Source organism: Mesorhizobium sp. Cs1321R2N1 (assembly GCF_037179725.1).
Lineage (GTDB): Bacteria > Pseudomonadota > Alphaproteobacteria > Rhizobiales > Rhizobiaceae > Mesorhizobium > Mesorhizobium salmacidum.
On record NZ_JAPYKP010000168.1, the window covers coordinates 1 to 11,654 of the forward strand.

The 11,654-nt window shown below is 64.7% G+C and carries 12 protein-coding genes and 1 riboswitch; of the genes, 7 read left to right on the forward strand and 5 right to left on the reverse strand.

Annotation, left to right across the window (positions count from 1 at the left end; genetic code table 11):
• The 4 genes from O7A61_RS28070 to O7A61_RS28085 all read left to right on the forward strand — a co-directional run.
• Positions 1 to 1,268 (forward strand): FGGY-family carbohydrate kinase (locus O7A61_RS28070; protein ID WP_337132534.1); only part of this gene is annotated, 1,268 nt, incomplete at its 5' end.
• A gap of 10 nt (positions 1,269 to 1,278) precedes the next feature.
• The gene (locus O7A61_RS28075) at positions 1,279 to 2,319 is read left to right on the forward strand and encodes a 2-hydroxyacid dehydrogenase (RefSeq protein WP_337132535.1); all 1,041 of its coding nucleotides are present in this window, start codon (positions 1,279 to 1,281) and stop codon (positions 2,317 to 2,319) included.
• 46 nt (positions 2,320 to 2,365) lie between these two features.
• Positions 2,366 to 3,883, forward strand: coding sequence for a glycerol-3-phosphate dehydrogenase (locus O7A61_RS28080; protein ID WP_337132536.1), 1,518 nt, complete (start codon positions 2,366 to 2,368; stop codon positions 3,881 to 3,883).
• Between the two features lie 48 nt (positions 3,884 to 3,931).
• The gene (locus tag O7A61_RS28085; protein WP_337132537.1) at positions 3,932 to 4,873 is read left to right on the forward strand and encodes a sugar phosphate isomerase/epimerase family protein; all 942 of its coding nucleotides are present in this window, start codon (positions 3,932 to 3,934) and stop codon (positions 4,871 to 4,873) included.
• A gap of 55 nt (positions 4,874 to 4,928) precedes the next feature.
• Here O7A61_RS28085 and fba read toward each other — a convergent pair whose 3' ends face one another.
• Positions 4,929 to 5,993, reverse strand: coding sequence for a class II fructose-bisphosphate aldolase (gene fba / locus O7A61_RS28090; protein WP_337132538.1), 1,065 nt, complete (start codon positions 5,991 to 5,993; stop codon positions 4,929 to 4,931).
• A 272-nt stretch (positions 5,994 to 6,265) separates the two neighbouring features.
• On the opposite strand from fba, the gene O7A61_RS28095 reads away from it, so the two are divergent.
• The 3 genes from O7A61_RS28095 to derI are packed head-to-tail and all read left to right on the forward strand — an operon-like array spanning position 6,266 to position 8,280.
• The gene (locus O7A61_RS28095) at positions 6,266 to 7,036 is read left to right on the forward strand and encodes a DeoR/GlpR family DNA-binding transcription regulator (RefSeq protein ID WP_337132539.1); all 771 of its coding nucleotides are present in this window, start codon (positions 6,266 to 6,268) and stop codon (positions 7,034 to 7,036) included.
• Positions 7,037 to 7,054: 18 nt separating this feature from the next.
• Positions 7,055 to 7,813: a triose-phosphate isomerase gene (locus O7A61_RS28100; protein ID WP_337132540.1), complete on the forward strand. Its 759-nt coding sequence runs from the start codon at positions 7,055 to 7,057 to the stop codon at positions 7,811 to 7,813.
• Positions 7,814 to 7,839: 26 nt separating this feature from the next.
• Positions 7,840 to 8,280: a D-erythrulose-4-phosphate isomerase gene (gene derI, locus O7A61_RS28105; protein ID WP_337132541.1), complete on the forward strand. Its 441-nt coding sequence runs from the start codon at positions 7,840 to 7,842 to the stop codon at positions 8,278 to 8,280.
• Here derI and dhaL read toward each other — a convergent pair.
• The 4 genes from dhaL to O7A61_RS28125 all read right to left on the reverse strand — a co-directional run.
• Positions 8,277 to 8,912, reverse strand: a complete 636-nt coding sequence (gene dhaL, locus O7A61_RS28110) for a dihydroxyacetone kinase subunit DhaL (RefSeq protein WP_337132542.1) — start codon at positions 8,910 to 8,912, stop codon at positions 8,277 to 8,279. The two genes, derI and dhaL, sit on opposite strands and share 4 nt — an antisense overlap.
• Positions 8,913 to 8,921: 9 nt before the next feature.
• Complete coding sequence (locus O7A61_RS28115; RefSeq protein ID WP_337132543.1) at positions 8,922 to 9,929, reverse strand: dihydroxyacetone kinase subunit DhaK; 1,008 nt, start codon at positions 9,927 to 9,929, stop codon at positions 8,922 to 8,924.
• A gap of 173 nt (positions 9,930 to 10,102) precedes the next feature.
• Positions 10,103 to 10,576 (reverse strand): 6,7-dimethyl-8-ribityllumazine synthase, encoded by a 474-nt coding sequence (locus O7A61_RS28120; protein ID WP_337132545.1) that lies wholly within the window; start codon positions 10,574 to 10,576, stop codon positions 10,103 to 10,105.
• Positions 10,577 to 10,653: 77 nt separating this feature from the next.
• Positions 10,654 to 10,798, reverse strand: a riboswitch (FMN riboswitch).
• 96 nt (positions 10,799 to 10,894) lie between these two features.
• The coding region (locus O7A61_RS28125; RefSeq protein ID WP_337132546.1) for an MFS transporter at positions 10,895 to 11,654 on the reverse strand (760 nt) is incomplete at its 5' end.

The following is an 11,654-nucleotide window of genomic DNA, read 5'->3' on the forward strand; positions in this document are numbered from 1 at the left end:
CCAAGGGCTGGCTTTGGCTCGACGCGCGCGCCGCCGGCGTCGTCGAGGAAATCCGCGCGCGGCCCGACGACAGGCTGCGCTTCGAAAAGACCGGCAGCGGGCTTGCCGCCTGTCAGCAGGGCTCGCAGTTTGTCTTCATGAAGCGCACCATGCCCGAAATGCTCGGCAAGGCTGCCACCGCGTTCCACTGCAAGGACTGGCTCTATTTCAAGCTCACCGGCGAACGCGCCACCGATCCGTCCGAAGGGACCTTCACGTTCGGCGACTTCCGCACCCGCGACTATAGCGGCGACGTGCTCGACGTCCTCGGCGTCGCCGATCTCAGGCACCTGCTGCCGCCGATTGTCGACGGCACGAGGCACAGCACCGGGCTGTCGCCGACGGCTGCCGCCATCACCGGCATGCTTGCCGGCACACCCGTCGTGCTTGGCTATGTCGATGTCGTCTGCACCGCGCTCGGCGCCGGCCTCCTCGACCGCGAGCGCAAGCCCGGCTGCTCGATCATCGGCTCCACCGGCATGCACATGCGGCTGGCCGAGACGCCCGACGATGTGCAGCTGAACGAAGCGGCGACCGGTTATACGATGGCGATGCCGGCGCCTGGCGTCTTCGCGCAGATGCAGTCCAACATGGCGGCGACGCTCAACATCGACTGGGTGCTTGGCCTTGCCTCGGGCATTCTCGCCTCGCAGGGCATAACCCGCAGCAATGGCGAGATGATCGCGCTGGTCGATGCCTGGATCGCGGCCTCGCAGCCGGCCTCGCTGCTCTATCAGCCCTACGTGTCTGAAGCGGGTGAGCGCGGACCGTTCGTCGATGCCAATGCCAGGGCGGGCTTCGTCGGCATTTCGTCGCGCCACGGCTACGCCGATCTGGTGCGCGCCGTCTTCGAAGGCTTGGCCTTCGCGGCGCGCGACTGCTACGCCGCCATGGGCCCGCTGCCACGCGAAATCCGCCTGACCGGCGGCGGCGCCAGAAGCCCGGCGCTGCGCAAGATACTGGGTGCGGCCATCGGCGCCGACACGCGCACCAGCGCGCGCGAGGAGGCCGGCGCCGCCGGTGCGGCGATGATCGCCGCGGTCTGCGTCGGCCAATACGCCTCCATGGACGAATGCGTCGGCGAATGGGTGACGCCGTTGCTCGGCGAGGCCGAACCGAGCGACCCGGACCTCGCCGCGATCTACGACCGGATGGCCCCCTCCTACATGCTGGCGCATCGGGCCTTGCGGCCGGTCTGGCGTGCCATGGCGACATCGCAGGAAAATTGAGAAGTCGAGTATGCCCAGGAAAATAGCGATCATTGGCGACAACTTCATGCTGCCGGAGGTGTTTCGCGCCAAAATCGAGAAGGTTGTCAGTGGCGACCTCGACATCAGGACCTTGCAGACGGCCTGGCCCGACGAGCCGATGGAGTTCGGCAATCCGGCGCTAGGCCTCGACAAGGTCAAGGAATATTTCGGCCATCCCGACGAGGTCGTCGACTTCATCGGCGACGCCGAAATCCTCGTCACCCAGCTTGCGCCCCTGTCGGAAGGCATGATGCGGCGCCTGCCATCGCTCAAACTGGTCGCGGTGTCGCGCGGCGGACCGATCAACATCGACATGGCCGCCGCCAAGACGCACGGCATCACCGTGGTCAATGTGCCCGGTCGCAACGCCACTGCCGTGGCCGAGTTCACCATCGGCGCCATCCTTGCCGAGACGCGGCTGATCCGGGTCGGCCACGAGGCCCTGCGCAAGGGGGAATGGCGCGGCGATCTCTACCGCGCCGACCGCACCGGCCGCGAACTCGGTGAAATGACCGTCGGCGTCGTCGGCTATGGCAATATCGGCACGAAAGTGGTGCGTCTGCTGCGTGCCTTCGGCTGCCATGTCCTGGTTAGCGATCCCTATGTGAAGTTGAGCGCCGAGGACCGCAACGCCGGCGTCGAACTGGTTGCGCTCGACGATCTCCTGTCGCGCTCCGATGTGGTCACGCTGCATTCGCGGGTGACCGGGGAAACACGCGGCCTGATCGGCAAGGACACCATCGCGCGGATGAAGCCGGGGGTGATCTTCGTCAACACGGCGCGTGGCCCATTGGTCGACTATGACGCGCTTTACGAAGCGCTGGTTTCGGGGCAGATCGCCAGCGCGATGCTGGAGACCTTCGCGGTCGAGCCGGTGCCCTCGGACTGGCCGCTGCTGCAGCTTCCCAATGTGACGCTGACGCCGCATATCGCCGGCGCCTCGGTGCGCACCGTGACCTATGCCGCCGAGCAGGCCGCCGAGGAGGTCCGTCGTTATCTGGCCGGCCTGCCTCCGGTCAATCCGTGCTGAGAGCGATGGCCATGATGCGAAAATCCGGCAGCGGGGCGACGGCAAGATGAGCGTCGGCCCTGACATCGTCGACCTCTTCGTCATCGGCGGCGGCGTCAACGGCGCCGGCATCGCGCGCGACGCCGCCGGCCGCGGGCTTTCCGTCATCCTGTGCGAAAAGGACGATCTCGCCGAAGGCACCAGTTCGCGCTCGGGCAAGCTCGTCCATGGCGGTCTGCGCTACCTCGAGTATTACGAATTCCGCCTAGTGCGCGAGGCGCTGATCGAGCGCGAGGTGCTGCTGGAATCGGCGCCGCACATCATCTGGCCGATGCGCTTCGTGCTGCCGCACAGCCCTGACGACCGGCCGGCATGGCTGGTGCGGCTCGGCCTGTTCCTCTACGACCATCTCGGCGGTCGCAAGCGGCTGCCGGCCACCCGGACGCTTGACCTGCGCACCGCGCCCGAGGGAGCGCCGATCAAGGACAGTTTCAAGCGCGGCTTCGAATATTCCGATTGCTGGGTCGACGATGCCCGCCTCGTCGTCATCAATGCGCTCGACGCCGCCGAACGGGGAGCGAAGGTCTTCACCCGCACCGCCTGCACCGCCGCCCGCCGAGAGGGCGGCCTCTGGGTCGTCGAGATGCGTGACGTCAGGACCGGCATCAAGACCAGTGTGTGGGCCCGCGCGCTGATCAATGCCGCCGGTCCCTGGGTCAACGACATCGTCAATCGCGTTGCCGGCCAGAATTCCAGGCGCAATGTCCGCCTCGTCAAGGGCAGCCATATCGTGGTGCCCAAATTCTGGGAGGGAAGGCAAGCCTATCTCGTCCAGAACAGCGACAAGCGCGTCATCTTCATCAATCCCTACCAGAACGATCTCGCGCTGATCGGAACCACCGACATTCCCTACGAAGGCCGGCCGGAGGATGTGACCGCGGATGAGAGCGAGATCGATTACCTCATCAAAGTGGTCAACCGCTATTTCAAGCGCGGCCTTGCGCGCAACGATGTGGTCTATTCCTTCTCCGGCGTCAGGCCGCTCTATGACGACAACGCCGACAATCCCAGTGCGGTGACCCGCGACTATATTTTCGAACTCGACGCGCCGGACGCGCAGGCGCCGCTGCTCTCCGTCTTCGGCGGCAAGATCACCACCTTCCGCAAACTGGCCGAGCACGCGCTGGACAGGATCGCGCCGTTCTTTCCGAAGATGGGCAAAGCGTGGACCGCGAAAGCGCATCTGCCAGGCGGCGACATCGCCAATGCCGATTTCGAACAGTTCCTCGGCGACCTCGCGAATGAGTATCCATGGATGCCGGCATCCCTGCTCAAGCATTACGGCCGGCTCTATGGCACCAGGACGCGGTCCGTGGTCGGCGGCGCCCGTTCGCTCGCCGCACTGGGGCGGTGCTTCGGCAGGGATTTCTTCGAGCGCGAGGCGAACTACCTCATTGAACGGGAATGGGCGGAAGACGCGGCCGACATTCTCGAACGGCGCACCAAGCATGGCCTGCATCTGTCCGCCGAGGAGAAGTCGGCCTTCGAGCATTGGTGCGCGACCCGGCAGGCGAGGGCAGGCTGATGGCGCTCACTGCCCCTATTCGGCGACGGCGTTGAAGGGATCGCGACCTTGGCCTTCACGCTCTCCCTCAACACCAATCCGCTGGTCAACCGCTTCGCGGAGCCCGACGATCTGATCGACACCATCGCCTATGGCATCGGCATCAGGGACGTTCAACTCACGCACGAATTCGTCAATCCGGGCTGGCCGGCGGCGACGATCGTCAAATTCGTCCGCATGTTCCGCAACGCCTTGAGCCGCACCGGCGTGCGCGTCACCTCCGGCATGACTGGTCCCTACGGCCGGCTCAACCATTTCGGCCATCCCGATGCCGATGTGCGTCGCTACTATGTCGACTGGTTCAAGACCTTCGCCGATATCTCGGCCGAGCTTGGCGCCGGCGGCATGGGCACGCAGTTCGCCATTTTCACGCATCGCGACTTCGACGACGCCGCCCGCCGCGCGCGTCTGTTCGACATCGCGCTGGACTGCTGGCGCGAGGTCGCCGAACACGCCCGGGCGGCAGGCCTGACCTACCTGTTCTGGGAGCCGATGTCGGTTGGCCGCGAGTTCGGCCACACGATCGAGAATTGCCGGATGCTGCAGGATGCGATCGATGCCGCCGGCATGGCCATTCCACTGGAGATGATGGTCGACATCGACCATGGCGACGTGACCTCCTCCAACCCGGCCGACATCGATCCCTATGCCTGGGCCGAGGCCTTTCCTCTGAAGTCACCGATCATCCACGTCAAGCAGTCGTCGATGAACAAGGGCGGCCACTGGCCGTTCACGTCAGCCCACAACAAGGACGGCCGCATCACGCCTGAGAAGCTGCTGGAGACGGTGCGCCGCGGCGGCGGCTCCGACAACGAGATCTGCCTCGAACTGTCGTTCCGCGAGCGCGAGCCGGTCGACCATCAGGTGGTCGCCATGATCCGCGAGTCGGTCGACTATTGGGCGCCCTTCATCGAGACCGGCAGGCCTGGCCTGCTGCCGAAAGCCGGATAGAAATCGGACAGGAGCCGATGCGGCTCCTGTCCATGAAATGCAAACCGGATCGAACTCAGGCGAATTTCGGATCGAGGCTGCCCGACTTGTAGCGCTTGGCCATTTCCGAGAGCGGGATCGGCTTGATCTTCGGCGCATTGCCGGCGGTGCCGAATTGCTCGAAGCGCTCCTTGCAGAGCTTCCTCATCGCCGCCATCGCCGGCGTCAGGTATTTGCGCGGATCGAACTCGCTCGGGTTTTCGGTCAGCACCTTGCGGATCGCGCCGGTCAACGCCATGCGGTTGTCGGTGTCGATGTTGATCTTGCGCACGCCATGCTTGATGCCGCGCTGGATCTCTTCCACCGGCACGCCCCAGGTCGGCTTCATCTGGCCGCCATATTTGTTGATGATCTCCTGCAGGTCCTCCGGCACCGAGGATGAGCCGTGCATGACCAGGTGCATGTTCGGCAGCCGGCGGTGGATCTCCTCGATGACGTTCATGGCCAGAACCGCGCCGTCGGGCTTGCGCGAGAATTTATAGGCGCCGTGGCTGGTGCCCATGGCCACCGCCAGCGCATCGACATGAGTGTCGCGCACGAACTGCTCGGCCTGCACCGGATCGGTCAAGAGCTGGTCGTGGCTGATCGCGCCTTCGACGCCGTGGCCGTCTTCCTGTTCGCCGCCGCCGCTCTCGAGCGAGCCCAGCACGCCGATCTCGCCTTCCACCGACACGCCGCCCCAATGCGCCATGTCGACCACACGCCGTGTGATACCGGAATTATAGGCATAGTCGGCCGGCGACTTGCCGTCTTCCTTCAGCGAACCGTCCATCATCACCGAGGTGAAGCCGTACTGGATCGCGGTGACGCAGGTGGCTTCGTTGTTGCCGTGGTCGAGATGCATGCAGACCGGGATGTCGGGATGGATTTCCACTAGGGCGTCGATCAGCTTGGCCAGCACCACGTCATTGGCATAGGCGCGCGCACCGCGGCTTGCCTGCAGGATGACCGGCGACTTGGTCTCCTCCGCGGCCTCCATGATGGCCAGGCCCTGTTCCATGTTGTTCATGTTGAAGGCCGGCACGCCATAGCCGTATTCGGCGGCGTGATCGAGCAATTGTCTCAGTGTGATGCGAGCCAACGATTAGTCTCCCGTATCTGGTTTCAAACCTGTGGTTGCGGGCTGTCCGCGCATCGTTCAGCCCACCGATGCTTCTGGCCGGAATTCCGCGCAACCGCAACCGTGACAGACCGTCCCGGCAGCAATTCTTGTTACAGCGGCGCGATAAAAGCCGGCGAAATATCCCAGTGGAATATCTCATTATCACAAAAATTATGATACGTGCGCGTCAATGTCTGTTATATCTGAGTTCGATCAAGGAGCCAGGCTTCTGCGTTGGCGGGTCGGCGAGAATGAAGAGCGACAACAGACGGCAAGGCATCATGGACTTCCTGGTGGACGCCGGCGCGGCAAGCGTCGACGACCTCGCCTCGCGTTTTGGCGTCTCGAGGATGACCGTGCACCGCGACTTGGACGAGCTCGAGGAGAGTGGCTTCCTGCGCAAGGTGCGCGGCGGCGCCTCGATACAGCCGAGCAGCCTCTTCGAAAGCGATTTCCGCTACCGGCAGAAGCAGGCGACTGGGGAAAAGCAGCGCCTGGCGGCGGCGGCCGTGGCCATGATCGAACCCGGCCAGACGGTCATCATCGACGACGGCTCGACGGCGGGCGGTATCGCGCGGCATCTCGCCGATCTCAAGCCGCTGACGGTGATCACCAACAACCTCGCCGCCATCCAGGATCTGGCCGGTGCCGGAGGCATCAACCTGATCGCGCTCGGCGGCCAATACTCGAAGAAATTCCATGGCTTCTTCGGTCTGCTCGCGGAGGCTTCGCTGCGATCGCTGCGCGCCGATGTCGCCTTCCTGTCCTCATCCGCTATCCACGGCGCCTCCGCCTTCCATCAGGACCAGGAAGTGGTGCAGGCCAAGCGACTGATGATGGCCGCGGCGACCCGCAAATACCTGCTGGTCGATCACGGCAAGTTTGGCCGCAGCGCGCTGCATTTCCTGACCGATCTCAAGGCATTCGATGCCGTCTTCACTGGACGCGAGCCGGAGCCCGGGATGCGCGCGAGGCTGGATGCGGCCGGGGTTTCGCTGACGGTGGTCGCCGACAAGGATTGAGGATCAAGGAGAGTCCGCGTGGTTTACTGGGTCGGTACAAGCTGGAAGATGAACAAGACGCTCGCCGAGGCGCTTGATTTTGCCGGGGCGCTGGCCGGCTTCGTGCCGGGTTTCGACGATCGCATCCAGCCTTTCGTCATTCCGCCCTTCACGGCGGTGCGCGAAGTCAGGCAGGCGCTGTCGGCGACACGCATCAAGGTCGGCGCGCAGAACATGCATTGGGCCGATGCCGGTGCCTGGACCGGCGAGATCTCGCCGGTGATGCTGAACGATTGCGGCCTCGACCTGGTCGAACTCGGCCATAGCGAACGGCGCGAACATTTCGGCGAGACCGATCGCACGGTCGGGCTGAAGACGGCGGCAGCGGTCAAGCATGGACTGATAGCGCTGATCTGCGTCGGCGAGACGCTGGCCGAGCGCGAAAGCGGCAAGGCCGATGCGGTGCTGACCAGTCAGGTCGAGAGTGCATTGCAATTTCTCGAAGGCGAGGCGAGGGGAGCAAAAATCCTGTTCGCCTACGAGCCGGTCTGGGCGATCGGCGACAAGGGCATTCCGGCCAGTTCCGACTATGCCGACAGGCAGCAGGCGCTGATCAAGAAGGTCGCCGCCGGTCTGCTGCCGTCCGCGCCGCCGGTGCTCTATGGCGGCAGCGTCAACCCTGGCAATGCCGCGGAACTGATCGGCCAGCCCAACATCGATGGCCTGTTCATCGGCCGCTCCGCCTGGCAGGCCGAAGGCTATATCGATATCCTGCGCCGCGCCTCGGCCGCGATCTGAATCAATCGAACTGGAAAGGACAAAAAATGAAAATAGCCATTGGAGCCGATAGCGCCGGCAAGCCGCTGCTCGACGTCATCGCCGCGCATCTGGCAACCAAGCCCGGCCTCACCGTCAGCGACCTCAGCCAGGCCGGCTTCTATGCCGACCTGTCGCAGAAACTCGCCCAGACGATCGTCGACGGCGAGAACGATCGCGGCATCCTGTTCTGCGGCACCGGCATCGGCGTCTCGATCTCGGCCAACAAGGTGCCGGGGATCCGCGCGGCACTTACCCACGACACCTATTCGGCCGAGCGCGCGGCGAAATCCAACAACGCCCAGATCATCACCATGGGCGCCCGTGTTATCGGTCCGGAACTGGCCAAGGCCATTGTCGACACCTGGCTGGCCTCGGAGTTCGACGAGAAGGGGCCCTCGGCCGGCAACGTCCAGGCGATCAACAGGCTCGACGCGGCAAAGAGCTAAGAGAGACTGTCGCGCATGGCCCTGATGACGGTGACGGCCGAGGCCGCGCCCGGGTCCATGTGTCCGAGCGACCGCTCGCCAAGCCGTGACGAGCGGCCCTTGGCGGCGATCATGTCCTTGGTCGATTCCGCGCCGCGCTCGGCGGCGGCAAGGGCTGCCTGCAGGCTTTCAGCAAGGTCTTTTCCTGCTGCATTGCTGGCGCCGGCCGCTTCCGCCGCCGGTTGCCAGGCGTCGACCATTGTCTTCTCGCCGATCTCGGCCTTGCCGCGATCCTTGATGCCTTGCGCCATGGCCTGCAGCAGCGCGATGAACTCGGCGTCCGCCAGCGTCGCCTTGCCCTTGACGGCGGCGGCGGCGCGCATGAAGGCGGTGGCATAGAGTGGACCGCAGGACGCGCCGACGGCATTGAGGAACGATTTCGCCGCCGTGTTGAGGAGCGTGGTCGGCTCGGTCGCCGCAAGGTCGACCAATGCCAGCGCATCGCGCACGGCGTTGAACCCGAGCGCCATCGCAATGCCGTGGTCGGCGTCGCCGATGACGCCGTCGAGCTGGCAAAGCCGGTCCCTGTCGGCTTCGATCGCCACCGCGATCGCATCTAACATTCTTTTCAGGTCGGAGGCGGCGATGGTCATGGAGCGCTCTCAGCCGGCACGGAACATGGCGCAGTCGCAGGGATGGTCGAGCATCGTCTGCAACTCTTCGTCGAGATGGAAAAGCGTCACCGAGGCGCCGGCCATTTCCAGCGACGTGCAATAATTGCCGACCCAGGTCGCGTGGACGGAAACGCCGATTGCATCGAGCCGCTGCTTGACCCGGCGGTTCATGATGTAGAGCTCCATCAGCGGCGTCGATCCCAGCGAGTTGACCAGCACCGCGACCTTGTCGCCCCGCTTCGGCGCCATCTCGGCGAAAATCTTGTCGAGCATCTCGTCGGTGATCTCATCGGCGGTTCCGAGCTTGCCACGCGCGATGCCGGGTTCGCCATGGATGCCCATACCGATCTCCATCTCGTCGGCGCCGATCTCGAAATTCGGCCGCCGCGTCTGCGGCAGCGAGCAGGGCGACAGCGCCACGCCCATGGTGAAGGTGCGATCGTTGGCCTTGCGCGCGATGCGTTCGCATTCGTCGAGCGACAGCATGAGGTCGCAGGCCGCACCGGCGGCCTTGAAGATGAAGAAATTGCCGGCGACACCACGGCGCTTCTGCCGCTGGTCAAGCGGTGCCGAGGCGACGTCGTCGGTGGTGAGCACCGTGCGCACCTCGATGTCGTCCATGCCGGCCATCTCGGCCGCCATGTCGAAATTCATCACATCGCCGGCATAGTTGCCGTACATGAACAGGACGCCGGCACCGCCGCTGACCGCCTTGGCGCATTCCAGGATCGGATCCGGTGGTGGCGAGGCAAAGACGTTGCCGATCGCCGCCGCGTCCGCCAGCCCCTTGCCGACAAAGCCGAGAAAGGTCGGCTCGTGGCCGGAGCCGCCGCCGATCACCAGCCCGACCTTGCCGGGCCGTGGTCCGTCGCGGGCGATGATCGAGCGCGGGCTGCCGTCTACGCTTGTGAGATGGCGAGGATGCGCGGCCAGGATCCCTTCGAGCATTTCGTCGACGGCGCGGTTGCCGTCATTGATGATCTTCTTGGTCTGCACCGGCATCCTCCCGAACTCGGCATTTTCCTGGAAAAGGCGCCCCGCTGAATTAGCGCAACGCGTTTCCAGGTCTTGTTTATGCACGTCGTTATCCCAAAACCGCTGCGCGTCTTTGGGCGACATGCATCCGATACTAATGGCTGTTGCCGGGATTTCCACCCGGCTTCAGTGCTTCAGGCCGCGATCTTTTCCCGCGCGGCGAGGATCTGCACACAGGCGTTGGCCGCCTCTTTGCCCTTGACCGTGAAATGCTCGAAGAAGAAGCGGTGATGCTCGGCGCTGTCGTGAAAATTGTGCGGCGTGAGCACCGCCGAAAGCACCGGCACGCCGGTCGACAGCTGCACGTTCATCATGCCGTCGATGACTGCACCGGCGACGAAGTCGTGCCGGTAGATACCGCCATTGACGACGAACGCCGTGCCGAGGATCGCGGCGTAGCGGCCGGTCCCGGCAAGTGTCTTGGCATGCAGCGGAATCTCGTAGGCGCCGGGCACGTCGAAGACGTCGACGGCAAAGCGTCCGCCGCCGATCTCGGCCAGCTCCGCCTCGAAGGCTTGCACGCACTGGTCGACGATGTCGGCATGCCAGCGCGCCCTGATGACGGCGATGCGGGTTGTTTCATAGTCTTTGTGGGAATGCTGATTCATGGGTCCATCCTTCCGTTTCGAACCAGAATCAGGACGCACGATACGAAATCCGGCCCGCCGAGGCGGTCCGTTTTCCGTTTCGTTCTCTTTCATCCGGACTCTAACCGTCGGCTCCGGAATCACACCGGATCTGCTGACCTTTCCGATGCCGGAAAGCGCTCGCGGGCTTCGGCCGAAGCCGTTACCGCCGGTGGGGACTTTCACCCCGCCCTGAGAACATTAACGCGCTCTGTATGAAGAGCAGGGGTGCCGCTGTCAACCGCGCGACAGGCCGCTGGCCAATCACGTTCTGTCGGCTGGAGCAATGCGATGATGGCTCTACCGGGTGCGCCACGCTGCAGCCGAGGCGGCAACCAGCATCAGCACCGCCGCGACCATCGCGCATGTGGCAAAGCCGAAGCCGGAATAGAGCGGCCCGAAGCCGGTGGTGCCGACGAACACCGCGAGATAGGTCACCGCGCTGTTCAGGCCCATGATCGTGCCCCGCCGTGACGGATCGAGCGCCGACAGGCGCATCACCAGCACGTTCAGGCCGAAATGATTGGCAAGCCCCCAAGCCGCGACCGTGGCGAGTGTCAGGCCATAGCTGTCGCTGGTCGCGGCGACCGCCACGTAGACCATGGCGACGAGAAGATAGGCGAAAGGCATGACGCGCTTCGCGCCAAGGCGATCGATGATGCCGTCGAAGAGCGCCGCCGTGCCGAACCCCGCGCCATAGGCGAGGGCCGCCAGACCGTTGGCGCTGACCGCCTGTCCCAGTCCGCTGTGAAGATGATCGCCGAGATAGCCATAAACACCGTAGAAGGCGGTCATGAAGGCGCCGCAGGCGACCAGCAGCGGCACGATGCCGGGAATGCCGAACGCCTCGAACGGCGAGGGCGCCGGCCCGGTCTTCCTGACATCCGGGAGCGACGATGCGCTGAGACCGCCCAGCGCCAGGGTGGCAAGCAGCGCCACGGCGGCGAAGACGGCGCGCCAGTGCACGAGATCGGCAAGCACCGCCGACAGCGAAACGCCGGCCACCATGCTGAGCGTCCATCCGGTCAGCACCACGCCGATCGTGCCGCTTTCGCGGCCG